21 protein-coding genes are annotated in these 19,731 nt (G+C 63.0%); 8 read left to right on the plus strand and 13 right to left on the minus strand.

Annotated features, from left to right (window positions below; genetic code table 11):
* The first annotated feature begins 317 nt into the window (after nt 1–317).
* Entirely contained in the window at nt 318–935 is a 618-nt protein-coding gene (locus JQ574_RS06500; RefSeq protein ID WP_212209742.1) for a hypothetical protein, read from the plus strand.
* A 171-nt stretch (nt 936–1,106) separates the two neighbouring features.
* On the opposite strand, the gene JQ574_RS06505 is transcribed toward JQ574_RS06500, so the two are convergent.
* The gene (locus JQ574_RS06505) at nt 1,107–1,313 is read right to left on the minus strand and encodes a hypothetical protein (RefSeq protein WP_249119142.1); all 207 of its coding nucleotides are present in this window, start codon (nt 1,311–1,313) and stop codon (nt 1,107–1,109) included.
* Nucleotides 1,314–1,385: 72 nt separating this feature from the next.
* Nucleotides 1,386–2,387, minus strand: coding sequence for a 2-dehydropantoate 2-reductase (locus JQ574_RS06510; protein WP_212209743.1), 1,002 nt, complete (start codon nt 2,385–2,387; stop codon nt 1,386–1,388).
* Between the two features lie 150 nt (nt 2,388–2,537).
* Here JQ574_RS06510 and JQ574_RS06515 point away from each other — a divergent pair, with 150 nt between their 5' ends.
* Together JQ574_RS06515 and JQ574_RS06520 are read left to right on the plus strand one after the other, a co-directional pair.
* The gene (locus JQ574_RS06515; protein WP_212209744.1) at nt 2,538–3,140 is read left to right on the plus strand and encodes a YidB family protein; all 603 of its coding nucleotides are present in this window, start codon (nt 2,538–2,540) and stop codon (nt 3,138–3,140) included.
* Nucleotides 3,141–3,200: 60 nt separating this feature from the next.
* Nucleotides 3,201–3,479, plus strand: a complete 279-nt coding sequence (locus tag JQ574_RS06520) for a GlsB/YeaQ/YmgE family stress response membrane protein (protein ID WP_212209745.1) — start codon at nt 3,201–3,203, stop codon at nt 3,477–3,479.
* A gap of 51 nt (nt 3,480–3,530) precedes the next feature.
* On the opposite strand, the gene JQ574_RS06525 is transcribed toward JQ574_RS06520, so the two are convergent.
* Nucleotides 3,531–4,313, minus strand: coding sequence for an SDR family NAD(P)-dependent oxidoreductase (locus JQ574_RS06525; protein ID WP_212209746.1), 783 nt, complete (start codon nt 4,311–4,313; stop codon nt 3,531–3,533).
* Nucleotides 4,314–4,590: 277 nt separating this feature from the next.
* Here JQ574_RS06525 and JQ574_RS06530 point away from each other — a divergent pair, with 277 nt between their 5' ends.
* The 3 genes from JQ574_RS06530 to JQ574_RS06540 are packed head-to-tail and all read left to right on the plus strand — an operon-like array spanning nt 4,591 to nt 7,708.
* A complete protein-coding gene (locus tag JQ574_RS06530; RefSeq protein ID WP_212209784.1) occupies nt 4,591–5,655 on the plus strand; it encodes an acyl-CoA dehydrogenase family protein in 1,065 nt (354 codons plus the stop codon).
* 34 nt (nt 5,656–5,689) lie between these two features.
* A complete protein-coding gene (locus JQ574_RS06535) occupies nt 5,690–6,850 on the plus strand; it encodes an acyl-CoA dehydrogenase family protein (RefSeq protein WP_212209747.1) in 1,161 nt (386 codons plus the stop codon).
* Nucleotides 6,851–6,889: 39 nt separating this feature from the next.
* On the plus strand, nt 6,890–7,708 hold the full coding sequence (locus JQ574_RS06540) for an enoyl-CoA hydratase/isomerase family protein (protein WP_212209748.1): 819 nt from the start codon (nt 6,890–6,892) through the stop codon (nt 7,706–7,708).
* A gap of 177 nt (nt 7,709–7,885) precedes the next feature.
* Here JQ574_RS06540 and JQ574_RS06545 read toward each other — a convergent pair whose 3' ends face one another.
* The 4 genes from JQ574_RS06545 to JQ574_RS06560 form a co-directional block, all read right to left on the minus strand.
* A complete protein-coding gene (locus JQ574_RS06545; RefSeq protein WP_212383402.1) occupies nt 7,886–10,000 on the minus strand; it encodes an acetate--CoA ligase family protein in 2,115 nt (704 codons plus the stop codon).
* 128 nt (nt 10,001–10,128) lie between these two features.
* Nucleotides 10,129–10,893 (minus strand): hypothetical protein, encoded by a 765-nt coding sequence (locus JQ574_RS06550; protein ID WP_212209750.1) that lies wholly within the window; start codon nt 10,891–10,893, stop codon nt 10,129–10,131.
* Nucleotides 10,894–10,902: 9 nt separating this feature from the next.
* Nucleotides 10,903–11,697 (minus strand): enoyl-CoA hydratase, encoded by a 795-nt coding sequence (locus JQ574_RS06555; RefSeq protein ID WP_212209751.1) that lies wholly within the window; start codon nt 11,695–11,697, stop codon nt 10,903–10,905.
* A 139-nt stretch (nt 11,698–11,836) separates the two neighbouring features.
* Nucleotides 11,837–13,054, minus strand: a complete 1,218-nt coding sequence (locus JQ574_RS06560) for an ABC transporter substrate-binding protein (RefSeq protein WP_212209752.1) — start codon at nt 13,052–13,054, stop codon at nt 11,837–11,839.
* A 488-nt stretch (nt 13,055–13,542) separates the two neighbouring features.
* On the opposite strand from JQ574_RS06560, the gene JQ574_RS06565 reads away from it, so the two are divergent.
* Both JQ574_RS06565 and JQ574_RS06570 read left to right on the plus strand, forming a co-directional pair.
* Nucleotides 13,543–14,295, plus strand: a complete 753-nt coding sequence (locus tag JQ574_RS06565; RefSeq protein WP_249119161.1) for a thermonuclease family protein — start codon at nt 13,543–13,545, stop codon at nt 14,293–14,295.
* 28 nt (nt 14,296–14,323) lie between these two features.
* Nucleotides 14,324–15,820 (plus strand): M48 family metalloprotease, encoded by a 1,497-nt coding sequence (locus JQ574_RS06570; protein WP_312014586.1) that lies wholly within the window; start codon nt 14,324–14,326, stop codon nt 15,818–15,820.
* Between the two features lie 125 nt (nt 15,821–15,945).
* On the opposite strand, the gene JQ574_RS06575 is transcribed toward JQ574_RS06570, so the two are convergent.
* The 6 genes from JQ574_RS06575 to JQ574_RS06600 all read right to left on the minus strand — a co-directional run bounded on the left by JQ574_RS06575 (nt 15,946) and on the right by JQ574_RS06600 (nt 19,722).
* Nucleotides 15,946–16,239, minus strand: a complete 294-nt coding sequence (locus tag JQ574_RS06575; RefSeq protein ID WP_212209754.1) for a hypothetical protein — start codon at nt 16,237–16,239, stop codon at nt 15,946–15,948.
* Between the two features lie 38 nt (nt 16,240–16,277).
* Nucleotides 16,278–16,712, minus strand: coding sequence for a CBS domain-containing protein (locus tag JQ574_RS06580; protein ID WP_212209755.1), 435 nt, complete (start codon nt 16,710–16,712; stop codon nt 16,278–16,280).
* Between the two features lie 281 nt (nt 16,713–16,993).
* Nucleotides 16,994–17,449, minus strand: coding sequence for a host attachment family protein (locus JQ574_RS06585; protein ID WP_212209756.1), 456 nt, complete (start codon nt 17,447–17,449; stop codon nt 16,994–16,996).
* Between the two features lie 295 nt (nt 17,450–17,744).
* The gene (locus JQ574_RS06590; protein WP_212209757.1) at nt 17,745–18,527 is read right to left on the minus strand and encodes a CarD family transcriptional regulator; all 783 of its coding nucleotides are present in this window, start codon (nt 18,525–18,527) and stop codon (nt 17,745–17,747) included.
* Nucleotides 18,528–18,966: 439 nt separating this feature from the next.
* A complete protein-coding gene (fdxA, locus tag JQ574_RS06595) occupies nt 18,967–19,305 on the minus strand; it encodes a ferredoxin FdxA (protein WP_192736497.1) in 339 nt (112 codons plus the stop codon).
* 147 nt (nt 19,306–19,452) lie between these two features.
* Nucleotides 19,453–19,722, minus strand: coding sequence for an RNA-binding S4 domain-containing protein (locus JQ574_RS06600; protein WP_212209758.1), 270 nt, complete (start codon nt 19,720–19,722; stop codon nt 19,453–19,455).
* Between the last annotated feature and the right edge of the window lie 9 nt (nt 19,723–19,731).

The following is a 19,731-nucleotide window of genomic DNA, read 5'->3' on the forward strand; positions in this document are numbered from 1 at the left end:
ACGATGTTCGGCGAAACCGCGCCGGGCCGGCGCTGGGAATAAATGGCAAAGTCCTGCCACAATGCGTCAACAGGGGTGACTGCGGCGCAAGCCGCCTCCGGCCGACTTCCGCCCAACGGTCCAAACCGCTTTCGCGTTGAATTTCCAGAATAAATTCCAACGCACCGCCGGTCGGTTCCATCGATCACAGGCAAGAAATCAGCGCTGGAAAATCACCGGGTTCCGGGGGTGACAAGCCCTGTCAAAATGGCGACAATCCGTTTAATCCATGACCGCAAATCAACTTTGGAACTCGCGTTGTTGAGGAAACTCCGTCCGTGATTGCGTCACTATCATCGCTGCTCGCCATCGCAGCCGTCGCCGGCCTCGTCGTGCTGGGCCCGGTGCATGCGCATGCGCAGTGGTGGCGCGGCACGCCGGTCGATTTCGAATCTTGCGCTGACGCCGCCGAGAAGGCGAAGACCAAGGAAGACAGGACGTCAGCGCTTGCCGAATGCAACGCGAAGTTCGCCGGCCGCCGCAAGCCTGGCGGCGGCTACACCTATTACGACTTCATGCAGGACCGGACCTTCGACATCGCGGGGCCCAACCCGACGCCGGAAGAGCAGAAGAAGATCGACCAGCAATATACCGCCTATCTCGAAAGCCAGCGCCGCAGCAACATCGCGGCGGCCTTGACGGCCAAGCAACAACAGCAGCAAGAGCAAGAATCGCAGCGCGCCGTGCAGCAGGTGGCGTTGCGAACCGAGGTCGAAAGAATCCCGGTGCCGGTGGCAAGCCCGGTCAAGCAGGCCGCGCGCATCAAGGCTTCCAACTGCAAGAAAGATTCCTTCTCCTGCGAATGGCCGCGACTGTCGCAAAGCATCGACGATCTGAAGAAGCTGTTCAACCCGACGCCGGGCAACCCGCCGCCGGCCAAGCCGAAGCGGGGCTGATGTATTCCGTCGTCCCGGCGAAGGCCGGGACCCATACCCACCAGCGATCGTTGTTTTGCAGGCTGGTTATTGTCTTCCTTTTCCAATAACACGAGCCGCGGCGTATGGGTCCCGGCCTTCGCCGGGACGACAACATCAACCCGCAATCACCCTCGCATCAACCCGATCAGTTCACCGCACGCGCTTGGTCCGGCGCGGCGGCTTTGGCACTGGCGCGACCGATCTGTGGGCACGCGCCGCGGCGGCCCGCTGCTCCTGCAGCCGCGCCTCATAGCCCGGCGACGGCGTCGCAACGGGCGGCACGGCATACGCGGGAAGCACGGATAGCCAGCCAAGAAAGGCGGCGATCGTCAGAGAGGCTGTTCGTGTCGGTGTCATCCCGCTTCTCCCAGTGAACGCTCCCCGGCAAGACTCGCGCGCATCGGCGCCGTTTCAAGGCAACCAACCGCTTCATCTGCGGATCTGATCCGGTGTCAGCCCCGGCGAACCCTGGCCGGCGGCCTCGGCTTTGCGGATCAGTTCGACGACCCGGCGCGACAGCGGCACGTCCAGCCCGCGCCGCTCGGCGATCTCGGTGATGACGCCCTGAAAATAGTCGATCTCGGTGCGGCGGCCGCGTTGCAGATCTTCCCACATCGAGGAGCGCGCTTCGGGATCGATCTTCATCGTCCGCCCCAGCACGGCTTCGAAGATCATATCCGGCAAACGCAATAAAGGCGGCATCCAGCCCGCCGGCAGCGGCATCGGCGAAACCGGCTTGATGCCCTCTGCGCGCATCGCCGCCAATCCTTCCGTCACCTGCTCGGCAAACAATCGCCGCCAGGGCCGTTGTGCGAGTTGGCGGCGCAGCGGCAGATCGGCCAGCGCATTGAGCGCGTTGTTGAGATTGAGCAGCAGCTTGCCCCATTGCACGCCGTCGATATTGCCGGTGGGGCGCATGTTCAATCCGGGCACTGAAAGCTTTTCGGCGGTACCGGCGGCGTCCTGTTCGATCACGATGTCGCCCGACGTCGCACGATGAAACCGCCCCTCGCCTGCCGTGATCACATTGAACGGCACCATGCCGCCGAGCACGCGCCGGCCGGGCAAGCGATTGCGCAGCACCGCAACATTGCCGACGCCGTTCTGCAGGCTGACGACAATGACATCTGATGGAGCGTGCCGTGCGATGATATCCGCCATGTCAGCGGTATCGGCGCTTTTGACAGACACCAGCACGACGTCGGCATCCCCAAGGATCGCGGGATCATCCGACAGCGTGAGCTTCTTGGCATCAAGCGTTTGATCGAAACCTTCAAAGCTCGTCGGCCGCAGGCCCCTGGCCTCGATCTCGGCGATCACGCGCGGGCGTGCCAGCAAGGCGACACGGCGGCCGCCGGCCGCCAGCATGCCGCCGACGAAGCAGCCGATGCTGCCCGCGCCCGCCACGCCAATCGTTCGGCCTGCGTTCATCTTCAATTGTCTCTATTGCCGGCCCTTCGATAGCAGAACCGGCACCCGGTGCCTATCGAAGGCGCAAACGCTTATCCGGGCGCGCCTTGTAACCGTCATGGGCCACCGTTATGTTTCGCCCGGGGGCTGACCACGCTGCAGGAGACCACCATGGGTTTACTCGACATACTCAACGGCATGCAGAACGGCCCGCGCGGCCCCGGCAACCCGAACGCGCAATCGGACAGCAAGGAGGGCATGTCGCCGATGACCATGGCGATCCTGGCCCTGCTGGCCTGGAAAGCCGTGAAACATTTCGGCGGCAGTCAGCCCGGTGCAGCGCCGTCGACGCCTTCTGCCCCGCCGAAACTGCCCGGTAACGTGACTGCGGGCCTGCCCGACGGCCTGGGTAACGCCATGGGCGGAGGCGGCCTCAGCGATCTGATGAAGGGCGGCCTCGGCGGCTTGCTCGCGGGCGGCGCCGCCGGCAGCATCCTCAGTGGCGGTCTCGGCGACCTGCTCAAGCAGTTTCAGGAAAAGGGCCAGGGCGACGCGGCGAGTTCATGGGTCAGCAACGGCCCCAACAAGGAGATCGCACCGGGCGATCTCGCCAGCGCGCTCGGCGCCGATCAGATCGAATCGCTGTCCTCGCAGACCGGCATGTCGCGCGATGATCTGCTGCAGGGTCTCAGCCAGTATCTGCCCGACGTGATCAATCACCTGACGCCGGACGGAAGGCTGCCGGACGAGAACGAAATCTCAGGCCGGCTTTGATACCGCGGCGCGCTCGCGCGCCGCATTCTCCCTCATAGAACATTGCAAAGGACCATCGCCATGGGTGGCATTATCTGGGTCATCGTCGTCGGCTTTGTCGCCGGAATTATCGCGCGCCTGCTTTCGCCCGGCCCCAACAACCCGAGCGGCTTCATCCTGACCACGGTGCTCGGCATCGCCGGCGCGTTTCTCGCGACCTTCATCGGCCAGGCGATGGGCTATTACAGCGCCAACCAGGGCGCCGGCTTCGTCACCGCCACCATCGGCGCGCTGATCGTGCTGTTCATCTGGAATCGGCTGGTGGCCAGCCGCGTGATTTCGGATCCGGGCAACAGATAGAAAAACTATCCGTCGTCCCGGCGAAGGCCGGGACGACAAATGATTGCATCCTCACAAAACCAAATGCATCCCCGCGTCCATGCGCACGAATTCGCCGGTCATCTGTCCCGACGCCGGCGAGGCGAGGAAGCAGACCAGTTGCGCGATATCGTCGGCCGTTGAGGCCGTCTTCAGCGGCACCTTCGCAATCACCGAATCCCGCACCGCCTTGGCGCCGGCCTCGCCGCGGCCCTTGGTGAACCAGGGCGTATCGATGTAGCCCGGGCATACCGTATTGACGCGGATCAACGGCGCCAATGCGCGCCCCAGCGATTGCGTCATGGTGTTGAGCGCGCCCTTGCTCGCGGCATAGGCGACCGACGAGCCGCCACCGGAAATGCCGGCCACCGACGACACGTTGACCACGGCGGACGCCCGCCCGGCGGCCTTGGCGCCCGCTTCGAGCTGCGCGCGCGCGGCGCGGATCATCTGGAACGGGCCGATGGTGTTGACGGCATAGATGCGCTGGAAATCTTCCGCCGTCAGATCATCCATCTTGTCGTGCGGCACATGCTTGGTGGTGCCGGCATTATTGACGAGGACGTCAAGCCGTCCCCAGGATGCGGCAGCCGCGGCGATCTTTTTGCAGTCCTCGTCGCGCGAAACATCGCCCTGCACCACGATGACTTCGGCGCCCGCCGTGCGGCAGAGGTCAGCGGTCGCTTCGGCCTCGGTCTTGCTGTTGGAGTAATTGACGACGATACGCGCACCGCCCTTGGCCAGAATGGCCGCGGTCGCAGCCCCAAGGCCGGATGCCGAACCCGTTACGATCGCGCACAAACCATCCTTCGACATCCGCATTTCCTCTTTTTGTTTTGAAACTTTGTTCGAGCCTATTTCCGCGTCTACCATATCGCGGGGCAAAGTCCCTGCAAATCGAGGAAATCCGTCGCGCGGAATTTATTCTTCGCCTGTCGCTCTGTATGCCGCCGCCGCAGGCGGCCCTGCGGGCAGCGCTTGTCAGGGCTATGGCTTTTCCGCATCATAAAGCGCAAGAAAAGACCGCACCTGAAGCCGGCGGAACAGCCGGGCCCGGTGCCAATAGACTGAGCCAATCAAGATGAGGAACGCTGTGGCGGAGAGTGAGAACATCGTTGCCGAGACCGCGGAGAAGATCTTCGCCGATCTCGCCGACGCCCAAACCATCAATCGCGACAAGAACGGCGCGTGGAAGGCCCCGCTCTGGCAGGCGCTGAGCGAATCCGGCCTGCCGCTGTCCTGGGTGCCGGAGGATTGCGGCGGTTCGGGCGCGAGCCTTGCCGAGGGCTTTTCCGTTCTCAGCGCCGCCGGACGTTTTGCGGTCGCGGTACCGCTGGCCGAAACCATGCTGGCGGGATGGCTGCTGGCGCAGGCGAAAATCTCCTCGCCCGACGGCGAAATGACGGTCGCGCCCGCAAGCCCGAAGGACCGCATCACGCTCAATGCCGATGGCAGCCTGTCGGGCAAGGCCCGCGGCGTGCCGTTTGCGAAAGCCGCCAAGCACATCGCGGTTGTCGCCGGCGATGCCAAGGGTCTCTCGATCGCGCTCGTTGAAGCCGCCAAGTGCCGGATCGATTCCGGCCTCGGCCTCGGTGGCGATCACAGCGACACCGTGACCTTCGACAAGGTGCAGCCGGTGACGACCAAGCCGGCGCCGAAAGGTTTTGAGCAGACCCATCTGATGCTGATGGGCGGCGTCGCCCGCTCCCTGCAGATCGCCGGCGCGCTGGAATCGATGCTGGAAATTTCCGTGCGCTATTCCAACGAGCGTGTCGCCTTCGAGAAGAAGATTTCGAAATTCCAGGCGGTGCAGCACAATTTGGCGCGGCTCGCGGGCGAGTCGGCCGCGGCGCTGGCTGCAGCGACTTCGGCCGCAGATGCCATCGCCAACGCCACTTCATTCAACGACGAAGTGTTCCTCGAAGCGGTATCGGCCAAAATCCGCTGCTCGGAAGCAGCTGAAAAGGGCGGCGGCATCGCCCATCAGGTGCATGGCGCGATCGGCTTCACCAGCGAGCACATTCTGCATCGCTACTCGCTGCGGGCGCTGGGATGGCGCGACGATTTCGGCTCGGAAAGCTACTGGGCGGTCGAGCTTGGCAGACTGGTGGCCAACCGCGGCGCCGATGAATTGTGGCCGCTGGTGGCCTCGCGCTGATTTTCTCAACCGTTTGCCTGCATAGAGACGCACCATGACCGCAGCCCTCCGTTTCGATCCGATCCGCCTGCCGCCCGAATGTGAACAGCTTCGCAAGGAAGTGCGCGCCTTTCTCGCCGAGGAAATCGCCGCCGGCACCTTCGATCCGCACCAGCCCAACCGCGAAGACACCGACGCGCCGGAATTTTCCCGAAGGGTCGGCGCCAAGGGCTGGCTCGGCATGACCTGGCCGAAGAAATATGGCGGCCATGAGCGCTCGTTCCTCGAACGCTATGTGGTCACCGAAGAGATGCGCGTCGCCAACGCTCCGACGCGGCGCTTCTTCGTTGCCGACCGTCAGAGCGGCCCGGTGTTGCTGAAATACGCGCCCGAGAACATCAAGATGGACATCCTGCCGCGCATCTGCCGCGGCGAGGTCTGCTTTGCCATCGGCATGAGCGAGCCCAACTCCGGCTCCGATTTGTTCGCGGCCAAAACCCGCGCCACCAAGACCGACGGCGGCTACCTGATCAACGGCACCAAGATCTGGACCTCGTCGGCGCATATCGCCGACTACATGATCGCGATCTTTCGGACGTCACCGCCCACGAAAGAAAACCGCCGCCACGGCCTGACGCAGTTTCTGGTCAAGATGAAGCAGCCGGGCATCGAGGTGAACCCGATCCAGCAGATCACCGGCCAGTACGAGTTCAACGAGGTTGTTTTCACCGACTTCTTCGTCCCCGAAGATCACGTGCTCGGCGAAGTCGACGGCGCCTGGAAGCAGGCAACCTCGGAGCTCGCCTATGAACGGAGCGGCCCGGAACGTTTTCTCGAGACCTATTACGTGCTGACCGAACTGGTCCGCGCCGTCGGCAACAACCCGGATACCCGCAGCGCCGAAGGCATCGGCCGACTGGTGGCGCAGCTGCACACGATGCGGCGCATGTCGGTGTCGGTAGCGGGCATGCTGCAGGCCGGCAAGGAGCCGGTGGTGGAAGCCTCCATCGTCAAAGACATCGGCACGGTGTGGGAACAGGCGCTGCCGCACCGGGTGCGCGACCTTGCGGCGTTCGTCGAGGAAACCGCCACCAACCGCGAGACGCTGGAGAACCAGCTCTCGTTCGCGATCAAGACCGCACCAAAACTGACGATCCAGGGCGGCACCACCGAAGTGCTGCGCGGCATCATCGCCCGCGGGCTTGGTTTGCGCTAGCGCGCGGCCTGGCTTGCGTTCATTCAACGAGGAAACAAAATGGCAAAATACACGGATATCGGCGTCGAGAAGCACGGCCACGTCGGCCTGATCGAAATCCAGCGGCCGCCGCTGAACTTCTTCGACATTTCGCTGATCAACCAGATCGCGGATGCGCTGGAGGAATTCGATCAGGATATCGAGATCCGCGCGTCGGTTCTCGCCGCCCAGGGCAAGGCGTTTTGCGCCGGCGCTAATTTCAGCGATCCGAAGCGGCAGGAGCAGGAAGCGGCCGAGGCGGCAGCAGCCAAAAAGGGCGACCCCGCCGACAGCCTCGGTTCGATCAACAGTCTTTATCTGCACGCGGTGCGCATCTTCCGCGCCAAGAAGCCGGTCGTCGCGGCGGTCCAGGGCGCAGCCATCGGCGGCGGCCTTGGTCTTGCGGTATCGGCTGACTTCCGCGTCACCTGCCCCGAAGCGCGCTTTGCCGCCAACTTCACCAAACTCGGTTTTCATCCCGGCTTCGGGCTGACCACGACGCTTCCCGAACTCGTCGGCAAGAACAACGCGGAACTGATCTTCTACACCAGCCGCCGCATCACCGGCGAGGAGGCCACCAAAATGGGCCTCGCCAACCTCTGCGTGCCGCAGGATCAGGTGCGCACTGAGGCCATGAAGCTCGCAGCTGAAATCGCCGAATGCTCGCCGCTCGGCCTGCTCTCGACCCGCGCCACCATGCGCGCCGGCCTCGCCGACCGCGTGCTGGCCGCGACCAACCACGAACTCGCCGAACAATCCCGCCTGCGCGCCACCGAAGACTTCAAGGAAGGCGTCAAGGCCACGGCCGAGCGAAGGGTCGCGAACTTCAAGGGGCGGTAGTCTCTTCTTCCTTCTCCCCTTGTGGGAGAAGGTGGCGCGAAGCGCCGGATGAGGGGTCTCTATCCTCACCCGCGTCTTACCGTGAGGAGAGAACCCCTCACCCGTCCGCGATGCTGCGCATCGCGTCCACCCTCTCCCTCAAGGGGAGAGGGAAGCAAGCGCAGGGACGACGTGTTGTTAGTTCTTGCGTACGACTAACGCATCGACAACCGTCAAGCCCTGCCCCTCCGGGTGCACCAGCACCGGATTGATCTCCATCTCCGAAATCTCACTCGCATGTTGCGCCGCCAGCACCGACAGCTCTGAAATCAACCGCGACAATGCAGCCACATCGGCCTTAGCAGCGCCACGAAACCCGTTCAGCAGCGGCGCTGCCTTCAGAGCTCCCAGCATCACCGTCGCCTCTTCCGCACTCACCGGCGCCGGCCGGTAGATCACGTCGCGAAACAATTCCGTGGTGATGCCGCCGAGGCCGACCATGATGACCGGCCCGAAAACCTTGTCCGTCAGCGTGCCGACGATGATCTCGACGCCCTTTTTGGCCATCGGCCCGACCAGCACGCCCTGGATCGCGGCATCCGGCCGGTGTTTTCGCGCGCTGTCGAGCAGCATGCCGTAGGCCGTAAACGCTTCGCCCTTGGTCGTGATATTGACGCGGACGCCGCCGACCTCGCTCTTGTGCGGGATGTCGCGCGACTGGATCTTCATGACCAGCGGAAAGCCCGCGCGGGCGATTGCGGCGTCGAGTTCGCCCCGCTCGGTCACCAGCATCTCGTCCGGCAATGCAATGCCGGCATCCCGCAGCAGCGACTTGCTGTCGAACTCCGACAGCGCCGGTGATGTCAGATGCGCGGATAGATCGCGTGACGGCACTGTCGCCATATCCGCAAGCGCCGCCAGCTTGAAATTGGAATACTCCACCAGAGCCCGCATCGCGACGCCGACATGCGTGAGGCCCGACAGCACCACGACGCCGGATTTTGCGAGTTCTCCGCGCGCGAATGCCGACGGCAGCGTGTAGGAATAGAACACGATCGGCTTGTTCTGCGCCGAGATCACCGGCTTCAGCTCGGCCTCCTTGAACCACATCCGCACCTCGCTCGACAGCGACAGCACCACCAGGATGGCGTCGACTTCGTCGGAGACGGCGAGCAGATCGATGGTCTTCTGCAGGCCGCCGCTGCTGACGCCTTGTGCGGTAACATCGATCGGATTGCCCGCGGCGCCATAGGACGGCATCCACTGCTTGATCTGATTCTGGACGGCCTGCGACAGTTCCGGAACCTTCAGCCCCTGCATTGAGACGGTGTCGGCGCCCCAGATCCCGCCGCCACCGGACACGGTCAGCACCGCGACACGGTCGCCCTTCGGCAGCGGGTTCGTCGTCAGCACCGCGGCGATCGTCACCGCTTCGTCGAGATCGTTGGAGACGATAAAGCCATACTTGGCGAACACCGCGTCATAGGCCGCCGACCATCCGGCCATGCTGGCGGTGTGCGAGGCCGCGGCGCGCTCGCCCGCGCCGGAACGGCCGACTTTTGTCACGATGACGGGCTTTCGCATTTCCGCGGCGCGGCGGGCCGCGGCGCGGAATTTGTCGACGTCGCGGATGCCCTCGATGAACAGCAGGATGACGTCGGTGGAAGCATCCTGCACCATGTAATCCAGAAATTCGCCTGCGCCGAGATCGCTTTCATTGCCGGCGCTGACGCAATAGCTGATCGCAACGCCGAGCGCCTTGGCGCGATGCTTGATGGCAAAACCGATGCCGCCGCTTTGCGCGACAATGGCGATCCGCCTTGTGGTCGCGACCAGCGGAACATGACCCGGCTTGACGTCGACCGTCGGGCTGAAGGTCGCCGCGACCTTCTGCACTTCGCTCAGGAAACCTTCGGCATTGGGACCTGAAATCCGCATGCCGGTGCGCTTCGCAATCGCGACGATCTTGTCCTGCATGACAACGCTGTCGCCGCCTTCCTCCGCAAAGCCGGAGGAAATGATGACGGCATTCTTGACGCCGACCGCGGCACACTGCTCCAGCGCGCCCACCACGGCGGGGGCGGGAATGATGATGATGGCGAGATCGACCGGCGCGCCGACCTCGGCGATTGTCTTGTAGCATCGCAGCCCGTCGATATCGGGATAGTTCGGATTGATCGGATAGATCCTGCCCGGATACTCGTTCTTGCGCAGCATCGACAGCAGCCGCCCCGGAATCTTCTCATGATCGCGCGAGGCGCCGATCAGCGCGATGCTGTCGGGCGCGAAGAAACTGTCGAGCGGATGCGGCATGGGGGATGCGCCTATCTCCGTCATGGCCGGGCTTGACCCGGCCATCCACGTCTTGCTTTCCGCTGGACTTTAAAGACGTGGATGCCCGGGACAAGCCCGGGCATGACGACTGGGTGAACGCGCGTCAATCACGCCGTGAGATTAAACCTCACCCCGCACAGATCAAACCCGTCCCCGGTCACCTTGCAGCCCTTCGCCCTGGCCGCATCCCGCACCTTGGCGATATCGGCAACCTTGAACGTCAGCCCGCTCATCAGATCGGCCGGACCCTTGACGAAATGGAAGCTGGCATTGGGCAGTTTCAGCTCCGGCTCGCCCTTCGCGTTCTTGCTCACGGCGACGCCGATGATCTGGCCCCAATGCGCGGCCAGCACCTCCGGTTCCGGGCTTTCCATCTCGACGTCGGTCAGCGCCAGCGTTACATCCTTGGCGATCGACTTCTGCCAGTCGGGGCCGGCCGGCGGATAGGGTCCCAGAATGTCGTCGCTGCCTTCGGTGTGGTTGAACTCGATGAAGGCGGCGCGGCAATCGCGCGGGTGCAGTTGCACGCCGTGATAGGGCGCGTGCGTGATCACGTTCGCGGTGCGCACGCCCATCTCGTTGGCGCGCCTGCCGTAGGCATCCGGGTCATCGCAGCAGAAGATCGCCATATAACCGCCGCGGCCGCCATTCTTGTCGATGAAGCGCCCCGCCGCGGTGCCCGGCTGGAACGGCGCTACCACTTCGAGCAGGATGGTGTCGACCGGCAGCAGCGCGTTCTCCAGGCCGTATTTGGCGACGTTGCCGTCACGGAAGCACTCGTTCAGCCCCATGATCGCGGCAATGTCCGAAATCACGGGCTCCAGCTTCGGCGCCACCAGGCAGATCTGCCGCAACCTCATATACCCGGCCATGTCACTACCTCAATGGTTCTGGAACACGGGCTTGCGCTTCTCGACAAACGCCTTTGCCGCTTCCTTGTGATCGAGGGTCTCGCCGGAGCGCGAATGGTGGATCGCCTCGGCGTCAAAACATTCTTCCAGCGACATCGTCTCGGCGTTGTTGATGTTGCGCTTGATGTAGCCGAGCGTGATCGACGGGCCCTGCGCCAGCGACAGCGCCAGATCATACGCGACCGCCTCGACTTCCGCGTCGGGCACCACCTTGGTCACCATGCCGAGATTGTAGGCCTCCTGCGCGCTGAGCACCGGCGAGGTCAGATACAATTCGCGCGCCTTGGCGCTGCCGAGCATTTGGGTGAGAAAATACGTGCCGCCGTAGTCGCCGGACAGTCCGACCTTTGCAAACGCCGTCGTGATCTTGCAGGACGCGCTGGCGATCCGCAGATCGCAGGCGAGCGCGATCGAGAGCCCGGCGCCGGCCGCGGCGCCATCGACCTGCGCCACCACGGGCTTTTGCATCTGGTGCAGGATGCGCGAGACTTCCATGCCGCGGCGGAGATTGACCATCTTGGCTTCGAACGACAGCGGCGCCCGCCCCTCCGCCATCGACTTGACGTCGCCGCCGACGCAGAACGTGCCGCCGGCGCCCTTCAGCAGCACCGCGCGCACCTCGTGATCCTCGGCCGCGCGCCGCGCCGCCTCGACAAGACCACGCGTCATGTCCGGATTGAGCGCGTTGCGCCGGTCGGGACGGTTCATGATGATGGTGAGCAAGCCCTGGTCGAGCTGCTGGAGGACCATTTCGTTCTGGCTCATGTGCGGGTTCTTTCGTGGTTATTGTTGGTTGAAATCTCTCAACGTCATTGCGAGGAGCGTAGCGACGAAGCAATCCATTCTATCTTCTTGCCGCGCTATCGATTGCTTCGCTTCGCTCGCAATGACGAGGTCCCAATTTCTATTTCTTCACCAGCGGGCAGCGCGACAATTCCAGCGACTGGAACGCCTCGTTACCGGGAATGGTCGCCAGCAGCTTGTAGTCGTCCCAGCGGCCTTTCGATTCCGACGGCTTCTTGACTTCAAACAGGTACATGTCGTGCACCATGCGGCCGTCTTCACGGATCTTGCCGTTCTTGGCGAACATGTCGTTGATCGGCGTCTCCTTCATGATTTTCATGACGGCCGCCGAATCGGTGGTGCCCGCGGCCTTGACCGCCTTCAGATAATGCGTGACGGAGGAATAGACGCCGGCCTGCGCCGACGTCGGCACGCGCTTGATGCGATCCATGAAGCGTTTTGAGAACGCGCGGGTATCGTCGTTGAGGTCCCAGTAAAACGCTTCGGCGAGCAGCAGGCCCTGCGCGGTCTCCAGCCCGATGCTGTCGATATCGGTGACGAAGGCGAGCAGCGGCGCGACCTTCTGGCCGCTCTTCATCAATCCAAACTCGGCTGCCTGCTTGATGGCGTTGATGGTGTCGCCGCCGGCATTGGCGAGGCCGATCACCTTGGCCTTGGAAGACTGCGCCTGCAGCAGGAACGAGGAGAAGTCGGACGTGTTGAGCGGATGCCGCACGCTGCCGAGCACCTTGCCGCCGGACTTCGCCACCACATTGCCGGTATCCTTTTCCAGATCATGTCCGAACGCATAGTCCGCGGTCAGGAAGTACCAGCTGTCCAGACCCTGCTTGACGGAAGCCAGGCCGGTCACATTGGCCTGGCCGTAGGTGTCGAACACATAATGGACAGTCAGGGGACCGCAGGCTTCGTTGGTGAGGCGGATCGAGCCGGGGCCGTTGAAGATCACGATCTTGTTGCGCGCCTTGGCGATCTCGCCGGCGGCCAGCGCGGTGGCGGACGCCGCGACGTCGAACAGCATTTCGACGCCCTGATTGTCGAACATGTCGCGGGCGATGTTGGCCGAAAGGTCGGCCTTGTTCTGATGATCGGCCGCGATGATCTCGATCTTGCGGCCGAGCACCTCGCCGCCGAAATCCTCCACCGCCATCTTGGCCGCATACTCGCTGCCGGGGCCGGTAATGTCAGCATACAGGCTCGACATGTCGAGGATGCCGCCGAGCTTGAGCGGCGGTTTGGCCTGCGCCAGCGCAGCCGTGCTCGACATCGCCAGGCTGATCGCCGAGACAGCGGCGAAAATGCCCGTGACAAACCGTTTCATGAAGGCCTCCCTTTTCTTGGCTGCCGCATTGCCAGCGGCTTCGAATTTCACTCGGCGCGATCATGCCGCATGGCTCCCACAGCGGCAAGGCGCGCGCGGAGCGCGTCTCGCATGCGTTTTTCCGTTAAGCGGAATGGCGCCTCATGTAGAGTTCGTCATGGCCGGGTTTGTTCCGGCCATCCACGTCTTCCTTCTCGCTCTAAAGAAAGAAGACGTGGATGCCCGGCACAAGGCCGGGCATGACGACGTTCGGTACCAAGGCGCTATTTCATGGATCTCTTTTTGAGAGAGACTCTGAGGGGCTTACAAAGCAAGCGTCTCGAAGGACGAAGCCAGAGAGGATCACCGGAGGCCTCATGGTTCGAGACGGCGCATGCGCGCCTCCTCACCATGAGGATTGATGATGCGGTATGATGATATCACAAGGAGCAGACACCAACGATATGAGACGCGTGGACCACAACCGTCACAGTTCGCACATCGCGGTCATGCTGATATGTGGCTCGGCCGTCATGGCCACCACTCCCGCCAACGCCGCCGGCTGCATCTTCGAACCGCAAGGCGAAGGCCGCGTCGCCGCCGTGATCGACGCGCGCAGTTTTCGCCTCGATGACGGCCGCGAAGTCCGTCTCGCCGGCATCGTGTCCGCCGCCTCGGACAAAACCAAAACGGCGGGCGCGGCAGCCCTGTCTTCGATCGTTACCGGGCGCGATGTGACACTGCACGGCGACGACGACGCGCCGGACCGTTATGGCCGCCAGTCCGCCTTCGTGTTCCTGCCGGGTTCCGAGACGCCGGTACAAAGCGAGCTGCTGCGCCGCGGGGAGGCGCTGGTTTCGACCGAAATGGCCGACAAGGACTGCGCCGCGGAACTGGCGGCCGCCGAGGCCGAGGCGCGCCGGGCCAAAAGGGGAACCTGGGCTGATCCGGCGGCCATAAAAAACGCGGAAAGTCCCGGCGATATTTTGGCCGGGATTGGGCGCTTTACGGTGGTCGAGGGCAGGGTTTTGTCCGTGCGGCAGGCAGGGGCAACGACCTATCTGAATTTTGGCCGGAACTGGACACGGGACTTTGCTGTGACTATTTCAAGGCGCATGATACCGGCGTTCGAGGCGGCCGGGCTGTCGCCTAAGTCCTTCGAAAATCGACGGATTCGTGTCCGCGGCTATGTCGAGGCGCGGGGTGGGCCACGGATCGACGTGCTTCGGGTGGGACAGATTGAAGTACTCGGCGGGAATTAGCTCGTTCGGAAGAGAAGAGTGGGCTGACGTGACGAAGCGTTCAGGACGGCGCGAGGGAAGTACAGGCCGCCGCCTTTTGGCTGCGCCGGCCGTGCTGTGCGCTGCTTTGACGCTGTCGGCCTGCGGCAGTGTCGGCGGCCGGTTCGAGACCGCAGCGCCGACGACGGCCACTTCGCCCGCCAAACCGAACCGCACCGTGGCGCAGACGCCGGCGAGCGAGCGCGAGCATGAGCGCATCCTCTCCTCCTATGGCGGCGCCTATGACGATCCGAAGCTGGAGGCGCTGATCGGCAAGACCGTCGACCGGCTGGTCGCGGCCTCCGACCGTCCCGACCAGGCCTATCGGGTGACAATCCTGAATTCCGGCGCGGTCAACGCGTTCGCACTGCCGACCGGCCAGCTCTATGTGACGCGCGGCCTGATCGCGCTCGCCAGCGACACCTCGGAATTGTCTTCGGTGCTGAGCCACGAAATGGCGCATGTGCTGGCCAAGCACGCCTCGATCCGCGACGACAAGGCAAGGCAGGCGGCCGTCGTCACCCGCGTCGTCACCGATATGAGCAACGATCCGGATCTGACCGCGCTGGCGCTTGCGAAAACAAAACTGACGATGGCGAGCTTCTCGCGCGCCCAGGAATTCGAGGCCGACGGCATCGGCGTCGGTATTTCGGCGCGCGCGCATTTCGATCCCTATGGCGCCTCGCGCTTCCTGAGCGCGATGGAGCGCAACGCAGCGCTGAAGGCCGGCAAGACCTCGCTCGATCCTCGCGCGCAGGACTTTCTGTCGTCGCACCCGGCAACCCCGGAGCGCGTGCAGAATGCGCAGAACTCGGCCCGGCAGTTCTCTTCGCCGGAGGGCGGCGAGCGCGACCGCGAGACTTATCTCGCCGCGATCGACAACATCGTCTATGGCGAAGACCCCAGCGAAGGCTTTGTGCGCGGCCGGCGCTTCCTGCATCCCAAGCTCGGTTTCACGTTTGCCGCCCCCGACACGTTCACGCTCGACAACACCGCGCAGGCCGTGATCGGCGTCCGCGAAGGCGGCACGCAGGCGATGCGCTTCGACGTGGTCCGGGTGCCGGCCGAGCAGACGCTCGGCGACTACCTCAATTCCGGCTGGATGGAAGGCGTCGAGAAGGCCTCGACCGAGGACCTCACCATCAACGGCTTCCCGGCGGCGTCGGCCTCGGCGAGTGGCGACCAGTGGCAGTTCAAGGTCTACGCGCTGCGCTTCGGCAGCGACGTCTACCGCTTCATTTTTGCCGCCAAGCAGAAGACCACCGAAAGCGAGCGCAACGCGCGCGAGACCGTCAACTCGTTCCGCCGCCTGACGCTCGAGGAGATTCAGGCGGCACGTCCGTTGCGCATAAAAGTCATCACCGTGCAGCCCGGCGACACCGTGGAATCGCTCTCGCACCGCATGTCCGGCGTCGACCGCCCGGCCCAGCGCTTCCGCATCCTCAACGGTCTCGACGCCAACGCCCAGGTCAAGACCCGCGACCGCGTCAAGATCGTGGTGGATTGACGCGCGAAATTGCTTGGGCGGAGGGGCGATCAGCCACCGTCATTGCGAGCGAAGCGCAGCAATCCATAGCCGCAAAGCAAGCATGGATTGCTTCGTCGCTTCGCTCCTCGCAATGACGATGCAGATCAATGCCTGCTCGGCTCAAGCACCACGACTACACCCGTCATTTCCGGTTCATGCGGCCTCAGGCTTGTGAGCGTCGCATCGCTCCAGTCGGCGAGACTGACGACTTCGCCGCTTTGGGCTTCCGTCTCCGGCGCCCCGGTAGGTTCGAGAACCTTGAGGCCGCGGGTATCCAGAAAGAACGTGTGGTTGCCGAACAGATTGTTCAGTTGGGCGACCGCCGGATGATCGTCGGGAAGAACCTCGGCCTGGAACTGGCTCAGGGTTTGTTTAACCTGTGTCGAATTCAGCTTCATGATCTGCTCCACTTTCGATGTTAAGCACGTCTTCGGTGCTAGCCGGTCTGCGTGTGCTCGCCTCCCGGACGCGAAACCAGGCTCAACGCTTCCCCGGCCACGCCATCGCCGTCGACAACGGCGACGTCTCCCAGCGACAGAATGCCGACGAGGCGCTTGTCGCGATCGAGGACCGGCATGCGCCGGACCTGGATCTCACCCATATTGAGGGTCACCTCTCCGATATCCTGGTCGTCAAAGCAGTATTTGACGTCCGTCGTCATGACGTCACGGACTCTCGCATCCGGGCCCTTGCCGTCTGCAACACCGCGAATGGCGATGTCACGATCGGTGACCATGCCAATGAGCCGGTCGGCGTCACCGACGGGCAGGACTCCCGAATCAAGCCCCGCCATGGCGATCGCCGCCTGCTGGATGGTTTCGTCCGGACTGGCGACGTAGACGTCGCGCGTCATTGCTTCGCTCACTCTCATCGACACACCTTCCGTGCTTGTTGAACCGTTCTTGCTAGAGGGTTTGTCCGTTGCCGCATTTGTGGCAAGCGGATCCGATGGCAAAAGCCAACCACCAATCATGGATTGATGCAGCCGGAGCCCTGCTTGCCGGCCACTGCATTGCGGCCACCACATGCTCCGAATGATTGCGCTCAGGAAACGTTCCCGATCATCGCGGTAAACTTTATCTGGCTTCGATCGGACCCGGCGCGGCGCTCGTTTCGCCGTGAGTCGGTTTGCGAAGAATCCGGACAAGCGGCTCAAGCCGCGACAAGCCGCTCGATTTCGGCAACCGGATGCGACGTCAGTTCCTTTGGAATCTCCGCGGTCACACACGCGATGACCTCCGCGTGGAGGGCCTTGCGAAGATTACCCAGCACTTTCGGCGGGGCGATAATGACAAGCTTCTTGAAAAGATTGGCATGGGCATGGCGATACAGCGCGTCGGCAAGCTCGCCGGCAAATCGCTCCTCGGCAATGTGGTGCCAGTCTGTTTCTTCCATGGCGCTCTTCGCCACACCAACACTTGCGTTGGATCGCCCCGGACGATCGGTACCCTGCTCGCGGGTCGGCGGATTGTCGCGCTCCAGGACTTGTTCGACGACCAGCCGGACGTTTTGGGCATGGCCTTTGTTGCGCAGGAAGAGTGCCTTTTGACCGTCGCCGACGAGGATAAGCGCGTTATGGGGAACATAGGTTGCGGGTTCCGTGGCCATTCTTGCTCCAATCGGTTGCGTTGATTGACAACGCCAGAGCCAACATAGGGTTTCCGCAAGGTGATGCCGGCGTCGCTGCCATCGCCGCAAATGCACGCCATCGTGCTCCGTCATTGCGACCGAAGCGAAGCAATCCATCGAGCCGCAAAGCAAGCGTGGATTGCTTCGTCGCGGAGCCTGTCATCGGGCGCGCATTTGCGCGACCCGTTGGCTCCTCGCAATGACGGTGGTTGTCCCAAACAAAAAGCCCGGTCTCTCGACCGGGCTTTTCGCAATTCAAACTGTGAAGCGTAGCTTACGCCGCCTCGTCCGCAACGGCCGCGTCGTCACCGTCGGCGTCGGCGTCATCGCCTTCACCGTCGGCTTCGCTACCGGCTTCGGCCTTGGCGCCGCGGCGCGGGCTCTTGGCGAGCTGGCTTTCGATTTCCTTGACCGCTTCGGTCTCCGTCGAATGCTGGACGACGGCGATTTCGCGCGACAGGCGATCGAGCGCCGCTTCATAGAGCTGGCGTTCGCTGTAGGACTGTTCGGGCTGCGATTCCGAGCGATAGAGATCGCGCACCACTTCGGCGATCGCAACGATGTCGCCCGAATTGATCTTTGCTTCGTATTCCTGCGCCCGGCGCGACCACATCGTGCGTTTGACGCGCGCGCGGCCTTTGAGCGTCTCGAGGGCCTTCTTGACCAGCGCCGGATCGGACAGCTTGCGCATGCCGACATTGGCGACCTTGGCGGTCGGCACCCGCAGCGTCATCTTGTCCTTCATGAAATTGATCACGAACAGCTCAAGCTTGGCGCCCGCGATCTCCTGCTCCTCGATCGCCAGGATCTGGCCGACACCGTGAGCGGGATAGACCACGAATTCATTGGCCTTGAAGCCCTGACGCTGGGTCACGACCTTCTTCGGCTCCTCCACGCGCGGGGCGGCAGCCTTCGGCGCCACGACAGCGGCCTTGGGCGCAGCAACGGCAGCCTTCGGAGCAACAGCGGCTTTAGGGGCAGTCTTCGGAGCGGCCTTCGAAGCAGTGGTCTTCGAAGCCGTCGCTTTCGCGGCAGTTTTTGCAGTCTTGTCAGGCATTGAGCTTCTTTTGTTTTTCGAGGACTTTGTGGCTGCAGCCTTCTTGGCTTCCTTTACGGACGCCTTGGCACGGCCTTTGGTTGCGCCGCGGCTGGCCGCGGCGGCTTTTTTCGAAGTCTTTGAAACACTCTTTTTACGCGTTTTCTGTGACACAGCCTGCGCGCGGAACTGCCACGCCCCTGTTCGATGTTTTTTACGGAACCACCGGGAGGGCCAAAGTTACGCAAGGCCGGATCCGGCTTGTAATGTGCCCAATATAGCACATTTTCCGCAAAAATCAATGATTTACGCCCCGTTTCGGACCTTTGCAGGGACCTTTCGGTCATAAGTCCGTCAACAAGGTTAAATCGGCAGGCTGTGTATGGGTCTGGTGGCTCCGAATTAGGTTCAAATTAGGTCGGAGCGGTCTCAACTGGTCCGGAAAGGGCGATCCGGCGAATCAGTCCCCGCTACCGGGTTCCTTGGAAAAATATTTCTCGAACTTGCCTTCCACACCCTCGAATTCTTTCGCGTCGGGCGGCTGGTCCTTCTTCTGGGTGATGTTGGGCCAGGCCTTGGCGTATTCGGTATTGACCTCGAGCCACTTCTCCAGACCCGGCTCGGTGTCCGGCTTGATGGCGTCGGCGGGACATTCGGGTTCACAGACGCCGCAGTCGATGCACTCGTCGGGATGGATGACCAGCATGTTCTCGCCCTCGTAGAAGCAGTCCACGGGGCAGACTTCAACGCAGTCGGTATATTTGCATTTGATGCAGGCATCAGTGACGACGTAAGTCATCCAGGGCTCCGAAACGGTCAACTTTTTCCGGGGTTTGCGTAGCGCATGAACTGCGCAGCCGCAAGGGAAGAGCAAGGCAACAACACGCAGGCCACAGCGCCGGAAAGCTTGGGTCTTCAAGCGCCTGACGGGCTCGTTTGCAGATAGTCATTCCCTGCGGTTCTGCAAATCCTCGTAGGTTACGCGCGCGGCCGCGGCATCGCCCCGCCGCTCGGAGAAGCCTGCGACTTTCAGCACTCGCACCGAATTGTCGAGCCCGATGGTGACGACGTCGCCGAGCTTCACGGCATGTCCCGGCGCTTTCTCGCGCACGCCGTTGATGCGGACGTGGCCGGCCTCGACCAATGCGGCGGCACTTGTGCGGGCCTTCACCACCCGCGCATGCCACAGCCATTTATCGAGACGCTGTCGATCCAATGAGGACCC

Source organism: Bradyrhizobium sp. AUGA SZCCT0158, assembly GCF_018130065.1.
In the GTDB taxonomy this organism is placed as follows: Bacteria; Pseudomonadota; Alphaproteobacteria; order Rhizobiales; family Xanthobacteraceae; genus Bradyrhizobium.